This window comes from Sphingomonas sp. BL-S-28 (assembly GCF_055521515.1).
The window spans coordinates 1,754,552-1,768,756 of sequence record NZ_CM145484.1 but is presented as its reverse complement, the minus strand read 5'-3'; the positions used below and the strand labels follow the sequence as shown (position 1 = coordinate 1,768,756).

16 protein-coding genes are annotated in these 14,205 nt (G+C 64.2%); 12 read left to right on the top strand and 4 right to left on the bottom strand.

Going from position 1 to position 14,205, the window contains the following annotated elements; all coding sequences use genetic code 11:
- Positions 1-30: 30 nt before the first annotated feature.
- On the top strand, positions 31-249 hold the full coding sequence (locus ACZ1JC_RS17100) for a hypothetical protein (RefSeq protein WP_465135735.1): 219 nt from the start codon (positions 31-33) through the stop codon (positions 247-249).
- A gap of 23 nt (positions 250-272) precedes the next feature.
- On the opposite strand, the gene ACZ1JC_RS17095 is transcribed toward ACZ1JC_RS17100, so the two are convergent.
- Positions 273-635, bottom strand: a complete 363-nt coding sequence (locus ACZ1JC_RS17095; RefSeq protein ID WP_465135736.1) for a hypothetical protein — start codon at positions 633-635, stop codon at positions 273-275.
- A gap of 279 nt (positions 636-914) precedes the next feature.
- Positions 915-2,288, bottom strand: a complete 1,374-nt coding sequence (locus ACZ1JC_RS17090) for a class II 3-deoxy-7-phosphoheptulonate synthase (protein ID WP_465135737.1) — start codon at positions 2,286-2,288, stop codon at positions 915-917.
- Between the two features lie 407 nt (positions 2,289-2,695).
- Between ACZ1JC_RS17090 and ACZ1JC_RS17085 the strand changes: the two genes are divergently transcribed.
- A complete protein-coding gene (locus ACZ1JC_RS17085) occupies positions 2,696-3,301 on the top strand; it encodes an energy transducer TonB (RefSeq protein WP_465135738.1) in 606 nt (201 codons plus the stop codon).
- A gap of 129 nt (positions 3,302-3,430) precedes the next feature.
- Here the strand turns inward: ACZ1JC_RS17085 and ACZ1JC_RS17080 are convergent, their stop codons facing one another.
- Positions 3,431-6,478, bottom strand: coding sequence for a M16 family metallopeptidase (locus ACZ1JC_RS17080; protein ID WP_465135739.1), 3,048 nt, complete (start codon positions 6,476-6,478; stop codon positions 3,431-3,433).
- Positions 6,479-6,632: 154 nt separating this feature from the next.
- On the opposite strand from ACZ1JC_RS17080, the gene ACZ1JC_RS17075 reads away from it, so the two are divergent.
- The 7 genes from ACZ1JC_RS17075 (at position 6,633) to ACZ1JC_RS17045 (ending at position 10,992) form a co-directional block, all read left to right on the top strand.
- Positions 6,633-7,211: a NifU family protein gene (locus ACZ1JC_RS17075; RefSeq protein ID WP_465135740.1), complete on the top strand. Its 579-nt coding sequence runs from the start codon at positions 6,633-6,635 to the stop codon at positions 7,209-7,211.
- Between the two features lie 13 nt (positions 7,212-7,224).
- Entirely contained in the window at positions 7,225-7,890 is a 666-nt protein-coding gene (tsaB, locus tag ACZ1JC_RS17070; protein ID WP_465135741.1) for a tRNA (adenosine(37)-N6)-threonylcarbamoyltransferase complex dimerization subunit type 1 TsaB, read from the top strand.
- 14 nt (positions 7,891-7,904) lie between these two features.
- A complete protein-coding gene (locus ACZ1JC_RS17065) occupies positions 7,905-8,387 on the top strand; it encodes a GNAT family N-acetyltransferase (RefSeq protein ID WP_465138566.1) in 483 nt (160 codons plus the stop codon).
- 178 nt (positions 8,388-8,565) lie between these two features.
- Positions 8,566-9,012, top strand: coding sequence for a Ros/MucR family transcriptional regulator (locus ACZ1JC_RS17060; protein ID WP_465135742.1), 447 nt, complete (start codon positions 8,566-8,568; stop codon positions 9,010-9,012).
- A 133-nt stretch (positions 9,013-9,145) separates the two neighbouring features.
- Positions 9,146-9,583 (top strand): Fur family transcriptional regulator, encoded by a 438-nt coding sequence (locus ACZ1JC_RS17055; RefSeq protein ID WP_465135743.1) that lies wholly within the window; start codon positions 9,146-9,148, stop codon positions 9,581-9,583.
- A complete protein-coding gene (locus ACZ1JC_RS17050) occupies positions 9,580-10,347 on the top strand; it encodes a lysophospholipid acyltransferase family protein (RefSeq protein WP_465135744.1) in 768 nt (255 codons plus the stop codon). Before ACZ1JC_RS17055 ends, ACZ1JC_RS17050 begins: the two co-directional genes overlap by 4 nt.
- A gap of 168 nt (positions 10,348-10,515) precedes the next feature.
- On the top strand, positions 10,516-10,992 hold the full coding sequence (locus ACZ1JC_RS17045) for a nuclear transport factor 2-like protein (RefSeq protein ID WP_465135745.1): 477 nt from the start codon (positions 10,516-10,518) through the stop codon (positions 10,990-10,992).
- A 55-nt stretch (positions 10,993-11,047) separates the two neighbouring features.
- Here ACZ1JC_RS17045 and ACZ1JC_RS17040 read toward each other — a convergent pair whose 3' ends face one another.
- Positions 11,048-11,722 (bottom strand): hypothetical protein, encoded by a 675-nt coding sequence (locus ACZ1JC_RS17040; protein ID WP_465135746.1) that lies wholly within the window; start codon positions 11,720-11,722, stop codon positions 11,048-11,050.
- Between the two features lie 68 nt (positions 11,723-11,790).
- On the opposite strand from ACZ1JC_RS17040, the gene ispH reads away from it, so the two are divergent.
- Genes ispH through rnhA form a run of 3 tightly spaced genes read left to right on the top strand, consistent with a single transcriptional unit; the run spans position 11,791 to position 14,205 of the window.
- On the top strand, positions 11,791-12,765 hold the full coding sequence (gene ispH / locus ACZ1JC_RS17035) for a 4-hydroxy-3-methylbut-2-enyl diphosphate reductase (protein WP_395331693.1): 975 nt from the start codon (positions 11,791-11,793) through the stop codon (positions 12,763-12,765).
- A 13-nt stretch (positions 12,766-12,778) separates the two neighbouring features.
- The gene (gene thrB / locus ACZ1JC_RS17030; protein WP_465135747.1) at positions 12,779-13,768 is read left to right on the top strand and encodes a homoserine kinase; all 990 of its coding nucleotides are present in this window, start codon (positions 12,779-12,781) and stop codon (positions 13,766-13,768) included.
- Complete coding sequence (gene rnhA, locus ACZ1JC_RS17025) at positions 13,765-14,205, top strand: ribonuclease HI (protein WP_465135748.1); 441 nt, start codon at positions 13,765-13,767, stop codon at positions 14,203-14,205. Before thrB ends, rnhA begins: the two co-directional genes overlap by 4 nt.

Below are 14,205 nucleotides of genomic sequence, written 5' to 3'. Positions count from 1 at the left end.
TGGTGGCCCGTGCATTTCGCACGGTCAAGCGTGAAGCAGCGCAGGACCGGAAAACTGCCCGGCGATCATCCGCACCGCCACCTGGACGTCATGGCCTGGAACGTGGCGGCGGCCGCCGTGCTGACGGACTATTCCACGCTGGAGGGGCGGCCCGATCTGTCCATGATGGTCTACAATCCGGCGACGGCGGAGATTGCCGGCCGCTTGAAGCGACTGATCGAGGAATTTACTGGGGCCGAGGCAGTGTGAGAACCTCGTTCGCAGGTTATCCGTCAGTTGCCGACGCCGCGCGTGACTTGCGAGCGTTCGATATTCATGCGGTCCTCACGCTTCTGCGCGTCCCACTGGCTTTTGGTGAGGCAGACTTTCTTCACTTTCAGGCGCGATCCGATTTCTTGAATCTTCTCGCAAACCACCGGATCGGCCTTATCGATCGCGGACTGCGGCGCGGCCGGTTGGGCTGCTGCGGATTGGGCCTTGTCGCCTTGCACGACGATGGGCGACGTGGGGGCAGCGCTGGGCGCAGGCTGGCTCTCCTGCGCCAGAGCGGAGCCCGCTGCCAGCGGGAAACCGGCCCCCAGCGCCAAAGCGGTAAAGCCCGCAAGTCCAAGAATGCGCCGCGTATAAACTTTCATCGCCCCAGCCTTCCCATCCACACCCAGGCGATCGGCCCGCCCGGCTTTCGGAAAATCTACGACGACATTGCCGGGCCGACAAGTTCGCAGCATGGCCGCAAGCACAAACGGGCAGGAGAGCCTTCTCCCCTGCCCGCTTGGAGCATTTTCCAATCAGGTGGAATCACCCGATGTCTCGGGAAATGCGCCAACCCAAAAACTTAGAGCGGTTTTCGATCCGACGCAGTCGGGTCGAAAACCGCTCCAATGTTCGGCTTCAGGCTTGTCGAAACCGGCGGATCAGGCCGCCTGCTTCTGCCGTTCGGTCGCTTCCAGGTTCAGCAGGTCCGCCAGTTCGAAAGCGAGTTCGATCGACTGCGCACCGTTGAGGCGCGGGTCGCAGTGGGTGTGGTAACGGTCCTTCAGCGCCTCGTCGGTGATGGCGATGGCGCCGCCGGTGCATTCGGTCACGTCCTGGCCGGTCATCTCGATATGGATGCCGCCGGCGTGCGTACCCTCGGCCCGGTGCACGGCGAAGAAGCCGCGCACTTCGGCCAGGATGCGCTCGTACGGGCGCGTCTTGAAGCCGGTGTCGGTCTTGATGACGTTGCCGTGCATCGGGTCGCACGACCACACCACCGGATGACCCTCCGCCTTCACCGCGCGCACCAGCTTGGGCAGGCCCGCCTCGACCTTGTCATAGCCGTAGCGGCTGATGAGGGTCATGCGACCGGGTTCGCGGCCCGGGTTCAGCGTATCGAGCATGCGCAGCAGCGCGTCAGGCTCAAGGCTGGGCCCGCACTTCATGCCGATCGGGTTGCCAACGCCGCGCAGGTACTCGACGTGAGCGGATCCTTCGAAGCGGGTGCGGTCGCCGATCCACAGCATGTGGGCCGAACAGTCGTACCAGTCGCCCGTCAGCGAATCGCGGCGGGTCAGGGCTTCCTCGTAAGGCAGCAGCAGCGCTTCGTGGCTGGTGTAGAAGTCGGTGCCCTGCAGCTGCGGAACCGAGGTCGGGTCCACGCCGCAAGCCGCCATGAAGTCCAGCGCCTCGCCAATGCGGTCCGCCATCTGCGAGAACTTCTCACCCCAGGGGCTGCGGCCTATGTGTTCCATCGTCCACTGGTGGACCTGGCGCAGGTTTGCATAGCCGCCATGCGCGAAGGCGCGCAGCAGGTTCAGCGTGGCCGACGACTGCGTGTAGGCGCGCAGCATGCGTTCCGGATCGTTGCGACGCGCTTCGGCGGTGCCTTCGATACCGTTGATGATGTCGCCGAAGTAGCTGGGCATCTCCACGCCGCCCACCATCTCGGTCGGCGCCGAGCGCGGCTTGGCGAACTGGCCCGCCATGCGGCCCAGCTTCACCACCGGCTGCTTGCTGGCGAACGTCAGCACGACCGCCATCTGCAGCAGCACGCGGAAGGAATCGCGGATATTGTCGGCGCTGAATTCGGCGAAGCTTTCCGCGCAATCCCCGCCCTGAAGCAGGAAACCGCGACCGGCGGCGACTTCGGCCAGATCCGCCTTCAGAGCACGCGCCTCGCCCGCAAAGACCAGCGGCGGAAACTTTGCAAGCGTGGCCTCAACCTCGCCCAGCTTCTCCGCATCGCCATATACCGGAAGATGGCGGGCTTCCTTAGCCTTCCAGCTTTCCGGGGTCCAATTGCTAGCCACGTTACGTACTCCTGGCGGTTCCTTCGCCTTCTCTCCCCGCGCCAAATGCATGGGGCCAAACCGGCAAGAACCGCAAACAAGGGGCGCGCCATAGCCGCTCCAAGCAATTTTTGCAAAGCCGGTTTAGGCGATCAGCGTGATCGATTGCGCCGCAACACCGGGGCGATGGGTAAGATTGTTGCCGGAGGGTGGACTTGGCGGGCATTTTCGATCCGAGTCGTGCCATCTTTCGCATTTCGCCGCCCGGCGAAGAACGCCAGTCCCCACGTCATGCACGGAAGCGGCCGAACGGCCAGATACCGACATGACAATGGCAGGCATTTAACGCCACAACACCCCGAAATTCTTTAAGACAGCCTATTAGCTAGCCGCTCCCGATTAGCGTACCTTACAACAGGGAGGTCGTTATGAATAATGTCGAGAGATGGACCACAATTCGTCGGCATGGCACGGCATTAGCTGTTGTGGCGCTATTGCATACCGGATTGCTGATTGGGTTGGATCAGGAATTGGCCAAGCATAGCCGTGCCGAGTTGCCACACCGGCAAGGGTGGCCAGAGACGCCCTTGATTGTAATCGCCCCCTTGCCTCCTCTAAACCCTCCAAATTGTTTCATCCCTTGCGGGGGTGACGTGCCGCATGTGCCTGAAAAATATCCGTTGCCACAAAGGCCCGCAGCGCCGCTGAATGATCCTTCAAAATGGATAACTCTGGAAGACTACCCTGTGCAGGATTTGCGGTCGGGCACACAAGGGACGACGGGCTTCCGCCTCGACGTTAATACAACAGGCAAAGTCATCGATTGCAGTGTCACGGCATCAAGCGGTTCCGGCAGCCTCGACACGGCAACGTGTTCCCACATTATGTACCGCGCCCGCTTCAAACCCGTGACCGACAACGATGCGAGGCCAGTTACCGGCGTCTATCGAGGCCGGGTGCATTGGATAATTCCGGACGACAACCTCGACCAAAAAACCACAGACTTCGGTATCGCCCCGGAAGTTAAACACTGACGACGCGGCAGCGGATGACACCCAGCCTGTTTCCCATTGAGAACCGCCAGCACCTTATTTGGCGGCCAGAATTCGCCTCCCCGACACACCGCCTAAACAAAAACGGGAGGCCGAAGCCTCCCGTTTCAATCAGCGCTTGGCTACCGTGCCGGAGCTTTTGCCTTCCGGCATCACCTCAAGCCGCCACGACTTGTCCTTGCCCAGATAGCGCGCGGCCAGTTGCTGCATCTGCTGCGGCGTGACTTGCGTGTAATCGTTGAGGATCGTGCGCACCGTGCCGATGCGGGACGGGTCGTAGGTCGCGCCTTCAAGCTGGCTCATGAAGAAGGCCGTGCTCGATGCCGCGCGGGTTACCTGCTGGCGCATGGGCTCGGTCACCAGCGCCAGTTCCTCGGCGCTGGGCGGGTTGGCGATCAGGTTCTCGGCAATCTCGTCGGCGGTCTGGAAGAACACAGTGGCGGACTTGGGATCGATCTGCGCCATCGCAGTGATCGAACCGCCGGTGTTCATGTCCACCGGCCACTGCGAATAGACGTAGGGCGAATAGGCCACGCCCAGCTTCTCACGCACGGCGTCGAGCAAGCGGTTGGTGAAGAGCTGGGTCAGCACTTCCAGCTTGCGCGATTCGCTGATGCCCATGGCGCCGCCGCCGGTGGGCCAGGAGATCACCGCCGCCGCCTGATCGGGATCGCCGTGGTGGTGCAGCACGATCGGCACGTCCGAAGGCGCGGGCACCTTGACCTCGGCAGCGGGCACGATCGGCGCCGGGCTGCGCGGCTTTAGCGCGCCGAAGGTCTTCTCCAGCGCGCCGATGGCGGCCACCTTGTCGAAATCGCCGTAGATCTGCACTTCCACCGGCCCGCTGGCGAGCGCCTTGCTCCACGCCGCCTTGAAACCCTTGGCCGTGGTGCCGGCCAGTTGCGCCGGTGTTGGCGTGGCGAAGCGAGGGTCCTGCCCGCGCTGATAGAACGTCAGATCGCGGTTCAGCACGCCCTGCGGAGAGGTGGAATAAGTATCGTACTGGATCTTCGCCGCCGCCTTGGCGCGGGTGAACGGGCTGGGATCCCAGCGCGGCAGGTCCAGCTTGGCCGCGAAGAGATAGAGCTGGTCCGCCAGATCCTGCGGGCGGGTTTCCGCCGTGAAGACGAAAGAGGCGTCCTGCGTGTTGAAGTCGAAGCCCATCTTGCGGCCGGTGGAAATCCGGTCGAGGTCTTCCTGACCCAGCGTGGCAAGGCCGGAGCCGACCAGCGCATAGTCCGCGAGCCCCAGATAGGGCGCATCCTTGGGCGAAAACGAGCGGGTACCGCCGCCGAAGCGCACCTTAACAGTCACGCGGCCGGGCTCTTCCTGAACCGGCCAGAGCAGAACCTTCACGCCATTGGCGAAGTCCAGTTGCTCGATATCCAGCAGGCCGGTCGGCTTGTCGGAAATCGCCTTCTGCGGCTTGCCGATGGCGGGCAGTGTGTCGAACGAGACCGGCGGCGCGTTGCTGGCCGTGCGCGTGGCGGCGTCGGGCTTCACCGGCTCCATCAGCGCGGTGCGCAGGGCATCGTCGGTGACGACGCCCGGCTTCTGCGTGGTGAACAGCGCGCGGGTAACGGTGCCGGAGAACAGCTGCTGGGTATGTTCCAGCACCTTGGCCGGGGTGAACATCGGCTTGGACTGGCGGAAGATGTTCAGCACGTCTTCCGGCCCAGCCACCGTTTCGCGAATGTCCAGCGCGTTGACCATGTCGTCGGCCAGCTTCGATCCCGGCAGGATGCGGCGCTGTTCGACGGGGACCTGGAAGCTGACGTCCAGCTCCGCCACTTCGCGGTCGATCTCTTCCTGCGTCGGCGGATGGGTCAGCGCATCGGCGATCACCGCGCGCACATCGCGCAGCGCGGCCTTCCAGTCATCGCCCAGCGGGGTGATCGAGACGAACGTGGCGTCTGCCGAGCGCGAAACGTCCTGCTGGTCGACCGAGGCCGAGAGATAGCTGCCCCCTGCCCGCGCGCGCGTTTCCAGGCGGCGATTGATCACGGCCTGGGCGATGGCATCGACCATCAGGCCCTGGTTATAGGCGATATTGTCCGTCACCTGCCGCCAGGGGCGCAAGGTGGCATAGAGCAGCGAGGGCGGCAGGTCCGGCTCCACCAGCACGCGCGTCTCGCCCACCGGGTTCTTCGGATCGGCATCGGCCGGCGCCGCGGGATCGCCGAAGCTGGGCGCGGTCGCCAGCTTGCCACTGGCCTTCCAGTCGGCGAACCACTTCTTCACATAGCTTTCCAGCGTCGCCGGATCGGCGTCACCCGCCACGATCACGGCCACGTTGTCCGGCCGGTACCAGCGCGAATAGAACGCGCGCACGCTTTGCGGCGTGGCGGCGGTCAGCGTTTCCACCGTGCCGATCGGCTCCCGCTGCGCCAGCGGCTGGCCGGCGTAGAGCACTTGCTGCATCGCCTGCTGCACGCGCTTGGAGGCTCCGCCCCGCTCGCGCATTTCGGCCATGACGATCGGCAGGTCCTGCTTCAGGTTCGACGCCGAAAGCGCCGGCGCAGTGACCATGCCGCTCATCAGCTTGAACGTCTCGTCCAGCGAGGTGGGCGTGGCGTTGGGTAGATCCAACTTGAACACGGTCTGCGTGGTGGATGTCACCGCATTGGTGTCGCTGCCGAAAGTCGCGCCCAGGCGCTGGAAGGCGGCGATGGCGGTGCCTTCGGGAATGTATTTCGATTCGCGGAACAGCATGTGTTCCAGCAAGTGGGCATAGCCGCGTTCCGAATCGGTTTCGTACAGCGAACCGGCATCGACGCGGATGCGGATAGAAACCTGACCCGGCGGCACGCCGTTGCGGCGCACGGCATATTTCAGGCCGTTGGACAGTTCGCCGAAATGCCATTCCTTGTCATGCGGAATGTCGCTGCCGCGGTAGAGCCAGGGATCGGCATCCCCCACCAGCGGCTCATCATCGCCATCCTGCTTCACCACCACCGGCAGCGGGCGCTGGCGCGTCGAAGCCGGCGCACCGGGCTGTTGCTGCTTGGTGCCCGGGGCCGACTTCTGCGCCGTGGCGGCAGCATCCTTGCCGGCATTGGCCGTCGTTCCGGCAAGTGCCGGTGCAAGGAAGGGCTGCGGGAGCGGTGCCAGAAGCAGCAGGGCGGCGAGCGAGCGAGCGGCGCGCGAAGTAGTCGTCATCACTTTTGGTATAAGACCGCGATTGCTTAAGGGCCAGTGAATAGAAATAACACCGGAAACGCACCATCGGTTGCAATCGACGCGCGCAATTTGCAGCATTCCGGCGACGGTGCGGACTTGACCCGAAGCATAGTCCTCCTACATCGCGAGAACCATGTACATCGAAACCGAAACCACGCCGAATCCCGCCACGCTCAAGTTCCTGCCCGGCCGGCAGGTGATGCCCGCGGGCACGCGCGAATTCACCTCGCCAGAGGCTGCCGAAGCCTCGCCGCTGGCGCAGGGCCTGTTCGACCTTGGCGACGTGACCGGCGTGTTCTTCGGCGAACACTTCGTATCCGTTACCGCCGCGCCCGGCGTGGAATGGTCGGACCTGAAGCCGCAGGTCGTTTCGGTACTGCTCGATCACTTCGTGTCGCAGGCACCGCTGTTCGCCGGCGGCACCGCCAGCGGCTTCTCGGTCCCGCCCGAAGAGGACGTGGACTATGGCGAGGATCCCGCCGATGCGGACATCGTGGAGCAGATCAAGGACCTGATCGAAACCCGCGTGCGCCCGGCCGTTGCCAATGACGGCGGCGATATCGTCTATCGCGGCTTCCGCGACGGCGTTGTCTATCTGGCGATGCAGGGCGCATGCTCCGGCTGCCCCTCTTCCACCGCGACGCTGAAGCACGGCATCGAAAGCCTGCTGAAGCACTACGTTCCCGAAGTCACCGAAGTTCGCGCCGCCTGATCCCGACGCTAACGTGACCGCACCCGCCGATAGCCGTGCGCTGGATCTTCCCGGCCTGACTCTCGCGATAGACAGCGCCACCGAGGCTTGCTCGGTCGCGCTGTTCGCCGATGGCAAACTGATCGCGGGCGATTACCGCATGCTGGGCCGCGGCCATGCCGAAGCGCTGGTGCCGATGATCGCCGCCCTGCCCGATCGCGGCCGCGCAGCCCGCATCGCCGTCGCACTTGGCCCCGGCAGCTTCACCGGCGTGCGCGTGGGCCTTGCTACCGCGCGCGCGCTGGCGCTGGCATGGGGCGCCGAAGTGGTGGGCTATCCGACGATGGACCTGATTGCGGCGATGGCGCGCCGGGATCGTGGCGATGTGCCCGTAGCTGTGGCGATGACCGGCGGGCATGGCGAGTGGTTCGTCCAGAGCTTCGACGCGGCCGGCGCCACGATCCGCCCCCTCGCCTCGCTGCGCCCCGATGTGGCAGCGGCCGAATGCACCGAAACGGTGATCGCCGGCACGCAGGCGGAGGCACTCGTCACCGCGCGCGGCAACGGCGATGCCCTGCCGCTCTGGCCCGACGCGCGCTGCCTGCCGCTGCTGCCGGCCGGCGCCCTCACGGCCGAGGCGCATCCCCTCTACGGCCGCGCACCCGACGCCAAGCCGATGGCTGCCCCCGGAGTTCAATAATGACCGGCGCCCGCATGTTCGACGATCTGGACCGCATCATGGATGTGATGGCAGCGGCCTTCGATCCGGCATGGGGCGAAGCCTGGAACCGCCGCCAGGTGGATGACGCGCTGGCCATCGGCAATTGCCATTACCGCCTGATCTCCGCGCAAGGTCTGCCCGTCTCCGAAGACGAAGAAGCGGCCGGATTTTCTCTTTCCCGTACCGGTTACGAAGAAGAAGAACTGCTTCTTCTTGGCGTTAAGCCCGAATATCGCCGACTTGGACTTGGCCGCGCACTGCTGGATGCGCTTCGCGAAGATGCGGGAACACGCGGCGCCCGCCGGCTGCTTCTGGAAATGAGAAAAGGCAATCCCGCAGAATTCCTTTATTGCGGCTTTGGTTTCTATCCCATTGGCGAGCGTAAGGATTACTACCGCATGCCCAATGGCGAGCGGATCGATGCAATCACCTTCGCTTGCGACATTTGCGGCGAAATTGCGACCGACTTGCACTGACATTTCAACCGAACCCGCAGTATTCACGCTGGATTAACGACCGACAATTAAAACAATTACGAACCATTAGGGAAACGTCTTGTTTTCTCCACAGGATTGGTTCATTGCGAACTGCGGAATGTGAATCCCTGTGGCGATTCCTTTCCAATAGGTCGCAAAAATAAGAGGTCGTTAGAAAATGGACACTATCCAGGCTGATGCCAAGGAAACACTGATCACGCTTACTTCTGACATCGTGGCCGCGCATGTCAGCAATAACAGCGTCGGTGTTGAGGACCTGCCCTCGCTCATCACCAATGTCTACGGCGCTCTTGCCGGTCTCGGCAGCACCCCCGTGGTCGAGGAAGAAAAGCCCGAGCCCGCCGTTTCGGTGCGCGCTTCGGTAAAGCCCGACTACATCGTGTGCCTTGAAGACGGCAAGAAGCTGAAGATGCTGAAGCGCCATCTGATGACCCACTACAACATGACCCCGGAAGAATACCGCGCGCGCTGGAACCTGCCCGCCGACTATCCGATGGTTGCCCCGAATTACGCCGAAAAGCGTCGCGAACTGGCCAAGAAGATCGGCCTGGGCCGCAAGCCCAACGCGCGCCGCGGCCGCAAGCCCAAGACCGCCGCCGCCTGAGCGGCGGCGCGCCGAACCATCCGGATTCGCACAAATTGCGGAAAGCCTGATCGTTCGGCCGCCCAAAGGTTGTGATTGGGGGCGCACCAGCCTAAATAGCGGGTGCGCCTCTTTTCATTGATACAGGTCAAACGTGCACCAACCCATCGACATCGAAGCCCTCTGCGCCGAACGCGGCCTGCGTATCACCGAACAACGTCGAGTGATCGCCAAGGTCCTGTCCGAAAGCACGGACCACCCCGATGTGGAGAAGCTGCACCAGCGCGCCTCCGCACTCGATCCCGGCATCTCGATCGCCACGGTCTACCGCACCGTGCGTCTGTTCGAAGAAGCCGGCATTCTTGACCGTCACGATTTCGGTGACGGCCGCGCCCGCTACGAAGCCGCGCCCGAAGCGCATCACGATCACATGATCGACGTCGAATCCGGCGCCGTCATCGAATTCGTCGACCCCGAACTGGAAGCGCTGCAGCGTCAGGTGGCCGAACGCCTCGGCTTCCGCCTCGTCGATCACCGCATGGAACTGTTCGGCGTGAAGATCGAACGCGAGGACGGCGAAAACCGCAAGTGACACAGGCCGCAACGGCCACTCCGGGGCGCGCGATCGCGTTCTGGGGCTGGCCGCTTGTCGCCATCCGGCTGGTCGCGCTTCTGGCCACCCTGCTCGCCAGCCTTGCCGCCTACTACCTGATCGCCATCTTCACGCGCGCCAATCCGGCACCGCGCCTGTTCCTGCGTGCGGTTGCGGCGATTTCCGGCCTGCGCATATCGATGCGCGGCACGCGTCCGGTCGGCCACAGCGTGCTGCTGGCCAATCACGTGTCCTGGCTGGACGTTCCCGCGCTGGCGGGGACGACCGGCACGGCCTTCGTCGCGCATGACGGCCTCGCCGATTTCGGCCCGCTGCGCTGGCTCTGCGAATTGAACGACACGATTTTCGTGGCCCGCCACGAGCGCCGCAGCGTCGCCGCGCAGATCGAGCAGGTCCGCCATGCGATTGCCGATACCGGCAGCCTGACGATTTTCCCCGAAGGCACCACCAGCGACGGCACCGACCTGCTGCCCTTCAAGTCCTCGTTGCTGTCGGCTGTCGAGGCGGGCGGCGGGGAACTGGCGATCCAGCCGGTCTGGCTGGACTATGGGCCAAACGTCGCGGACATGGCCTGGGTGGGCGAGGAACCCGGGCTGGACAACTTCCTGCGCATCCTCGCGCGCTTGAAACCGCTGCACCTCACGCTGCACTTCCTGCCACCACTGACCGGCGACCAGCGCGCCGATCGCAAGACCATCGCGCGACATGCGCGCGAGGCGATCGAGCGAGTGATGGCAGAATAAAAGCGCAAGGTCGCCTGTTGGGGGATCCGCCCACTACTTCACAAGCAGAACAGCCTCCGGTTTCGCCGCGAATTTGGCCGCTCATGGCATCGCTGGTCACGACCATTGGTTGCCATGGGTCAGTCTGTGTGAGAGCCTGAAAGCGGATATCAGCGGTGGGAAGCAGGCGTGCTCGGCAGGATAATCTTTTCGCTTCTGATGTTAAGCACACCTCTGGCGACAGAAGCTCAGGTGCTGCCTCCGCCATCGTTGCCGGGGCAAGCCATTTTGGCGGAGCAACTGGTCCGCACCATCGAAAGCAAAGATGTGGACGGCTACGCCGCCCTCTTGGCTGATGACGTTGCCGTTACCGAAGACGGCAAGGAAATAGCGCATGGCAAAGCCGACTGGATCGCACAATACGGCAAGAAGCTGGCCGCATATGGCGTGTCGTTCAAGGTATCTCCCGGCTTTTCCTCCACGGGCCGCCTGCTGTTCATTGAATATTTCAATTCAGCCGGAAGCTGGGGCACCAACATCCCGTCGCATTGCTGCTGGTCTTATGATGCGGTGGCCTATGATGTGGCCGATGGCAAAGTAACGGCCATCCAACGGCTGCGCGGAGGCGACATGAAACTCGATGAACGCGGAAAGCCCGTAAAATAAAAGGCTTGCGCCCCCGCACGACGCTGCCGCGCGGGGTACAGGCCGTCCACCAACCTCAACGCGTGGCGTTGTATGCCAGCTGGCTTTCATCCAGCTGGAAGCCCACCAGCACTTCGAAGCTGGCGCGCGCCACGGCGCTCTTGACCTCGGGCTGCGACAGCGGATCGACCGCCGCGTCCTGGTCGCCGGCCTTGCGCGGGCGGGTGATGCGTTCGCGAATCTCGGGCGGCAGCGTGGCGGCGGCGCGATCGACATAGGCGGTGCCGGCGAAGTGTGCCTGCGCGCGGTCCTGGCCGGCGGCGAAGCTCACCTGAACCTGGCCGACGCGCTTGGAAACCACGGCCGAACCGCCCTGCAGCACGGTAACGAACACCGGCAGCGTCACCTGGCGGGCGCCCTGCGTATCGTTGCGGCGCGCCAGCACGTCGAAGCCGACTTGCGAGGTAACCTTGTCGTTCGCCTGCGCGCCGTTCTGGTCGCTGCACTGCGAACGCACGTTGGTGATCGCCGCCACGACGTCGATATTGGTCGAGGTCTTGTCATTCGGGGTGCGGAACAGCGTGATGTCGCCGGTATAGTCCGGAACGCCCACGGCCGGGCACGCGGTACGCACTGCGGTGATGCCGACACCCGAATCGACCACGATATCGCCCTTCTTTGCACAACCGCTCAGCGCGGTCACCGCGGCGGCGGAGCAGAGGACGGTAGCAGTCAGGCGGCGTGCATTCATCGGTACATCCCTCGAGTGGCGTGCGCTTGCCCTAGCGGCGCGCGCGGCAAAGCGCTAGAGGCCCATTCATGAACGCGCCCTTTCCGCCTGAGAAGACGCTCGAAACGAACGAGCCCCTGCGCCTGCTGATCGCTGCACCCCGTGGATTCTGCGCCGGTGTCGACCGTGCGATCGAGATTGTCGAGCGTGCGCTGGAGATCTACGGCGCGCCCGTCTACGTGCGCCACGAAATCGTGCATAACAAGTTCGTGGTCGATAGCCTAAAGGCCAAGGGCGCCGTCTTCGTCGAACGCGTGGATCAGGTGCCGGACGGCGTGCCGGTGATCTTTTCCGCCCACGGCGTGCCCAAGTCCGTCCCCGCCGAAGCCAGCGCGCGCGGGCTTGAATGGCTGGACGCCACATGCCCGCTGGTTAGCAAGGTGCACCGCCAGGCCGAACGCCAGATCGCGGACGGCCGCCACATCCTGTTCATCGGCCACGCTGGCCATCCCGAGGTGATCGGCACGTTCGGGCAAGTTCCCGAAGGCAACATGACGCTGATCGAAACGGTGGAAGACGTCGCCACCGTGGACGTGCCCGCCGACCGCGAACTGGCCTACCTGTCGCAGACCACGCTCTCGGTGGACGATACCCACGCGATCATCGCCGCGATCGAGGCGCGTTTCCCCCATGTCGTCGCCCCCAAGGCGGAAGACATCTGCTACGCCACGTCCAACCGGCAGGCCGCGGTCAAGCAGATCGCCCCGCAGTGCGAACTGGTGCTGGTGATCGGCTCCCCTAAAAGCTCGAACTCGCTGCGCCTTGTCGAAGTCGCGGAGCGTTCGGGTTCGATCGGCCGCATGATTCAGCGCGCCACCGATATCGATCCGGCATGGTTCGACGGGATTTCCAACGTCGGCCTCACCGCCGGCGCCTCCGCGCCCGAGGAGCTGGTCAACGAAGTGATCGCCCGCATCGCGGAACTGCGCGACGTGACGGCCGAACAGGTCGTCACCGCCGAAGAGACCATCACTTTCAAGCTGCCCCGCCAGCTCGTCCGCTGAGGATTTTCCAGACATGGCAGTCTATACCCGGCTCGGCGCCGAAGAGATGGCGGCGATCGTCGATGCCTTCGAAGTGGGCACGCTGATCTCCGCCAAGGGCATTGCCGAGGGCGTTTCCAACAGCAACTGGCTGATCGAAACCCAACAGGGCGACGAATCGCGGCGCTTCATCCTGACGGTTTACGAAAGCCGTACCGAAGTGGCGGAACTGCCGTTCTTCCTCGATCTGCTGGACCACCTTGCCGAACGCGGCTGCCCGGTGCCGCGCACCATGCATGACCGCGACGGCGCCAGCCATCGCCTGATCGATACGCCGGAAGGCAAGAAGGCGCTGGCGCTGATCGAATACCTGCCCGGCGTTTCGGTGTCCGAACCCACGGTGGATCAGGCCCGTTCGGTGGGTGCCGCGCTGGCGCAAGTGCACCGCGCCTCCGCCGATTTCCCGATGGACCGCGCCAATTCGCTGGATCTGCCCGCATGGCAGCAGCTGCTGGGCGATTGCAGGCATGACGGGCTGGCCTCCATCGATGCCGATCTGGCCGCGCTGGTGGAGCGCGAACTGCCGGCGCTCGCGGCCGAATGGCCGGCCAACCTGCCGCGCGGCGTGATCCATGCCGACCTGTTCCCCGACAACGTGCTGATGCTGGGCGACCGGGTTACCGGCCTGATCGACTTCTACTTCGCCTGCACCGATCTGCTGGCCTACGACGTGGCGGTGACGCATGCGGCGTGGTGCTTCTCCAACGACGGTACGCGGTTCGACGCTGCACTCTCCGCCGCCTTGATCGCGGGCTACGAAAGCGTGCGCCCGCTCTCCGCCGCCGAACGCGCCGCCCTGCCCGTGCTGGCACGCGGCGCCGCCGTGCGCTTCCTCTCCACCCGCGCTTACGACTGGCTGAACACGCCCGCAGACGCGCTGGTTACTCCCAAGGACCCCATGGCTTTCGCGCGACGCCTTGAATTCTATGCCGATCCGGCGAACCACGGTATCTTCGGCGCATGAAGAAGGTCGACGTTTTCACCGATGGGGCCTGCAAGGGCAACCCCGGCCCCGGCGGCTGGGGCGTGCTGCTGCGCATGGGCGTGCATGAGAAGGAGATGTCGGGCGGCGATCCCGATACCACCAACAACCGCATGGAAATGACCGCCGTCATCAAGGCGCTGAACGCCCTGACCGAGCCTTGCGAAGTCACGCTGCATACCGACAGCAAGTACGTGATCGACGGCATCACCAAGTGGGTGCACGGCTGGAAGAAGAAGGGCTGGATCAACGCCAGCAAGCAGCCCGTTCGCAATGCCGACTTGTGGCACGACCTGATCGAGGCTGCTGCCCGCCACCAGATCGACTGGCAATGGGTGCGCGGGCATTCCGGCCATGTCGAAAACGAACGCGTGGACAAGCTGGCGAGCGACGCGGCGGTCGCAGCCGGCAAGAGCTGA

Excerpts from the sequence above, each read along its gene's own strand:
- ACZ1JC_RS17095 (WP_465135736.1), bottom strand. The coding sequence starts at position 635 with ATGAAAGTTTATACGCGGCGCATTCTTGGACTTGCGGGCTTTACCGCT.
- ACZ1JC_RS17085 (WP_465135738.1), top strand. The coding sequence starts at position 2,696 with ATGAATAATGTCGAGAGATGGACCACAATTCGTCGGCATGGCACGGCA.
- ACZ1JC_RS17080 (WP_465135739.1), bottom strand. The coding sequence starts at position 6,478 with ATGACGACTACTTCGCGCGCCGCTCGCTCGCTCGCCGCCCTGCTGCTT.
- ACZ1JC_RS17075 (WP_465135740.1), top strand. The coding sequence starts at position 6,633 with ATGTACATCGAAACCGAAACCACGCCGAATCCCGCCACGCTCAAGTTC.
- ACZ1JC_RS17065 (WP_465138566.1), top strand. The coding sequence starts at position 7,905 with ATGTTCGACGATCTGGACCGCATCATGGATGTGATGGCAGCGGCCTTC.
- ACZ1JC_RS17060 (WP_465135742.1), top strand. The coding sequence starts at position 8,566 with ATGGACACTATCCAGGCTGATGCCAAGGAAACACTGATCACGCTTACT.
- ACZ1JC_RS17040 (WP_465135746.1), bottom strand. The coding sequence starts at position 11,722 with ATGAATGCACGCCGCCTGACTGCTACCGTCCTCTGCTCCGCCGCCGCG.
- ispH (WP_395331693.1), top strand. The coding sequence starts at position 11,791 with ATGAACGCGCCCTTTCCGCCTGAGAAGACGCTCGAAACGAACGAGCCC.
- thrB (WP_465135747.1), top strand. The coding sequence starts at position 12,779 with ATGGCAGTCTATACCCGGCTCGGCGCCGAAGAGATGGCGGCGATCGTC.
- rnhA (WP_465135748.1), top strand. The coding sequence starts at position 13,765 with ATGAAGAAGGTCGACGTTTTCACCGATGGGGCCTGCAAGGGCAACCCC.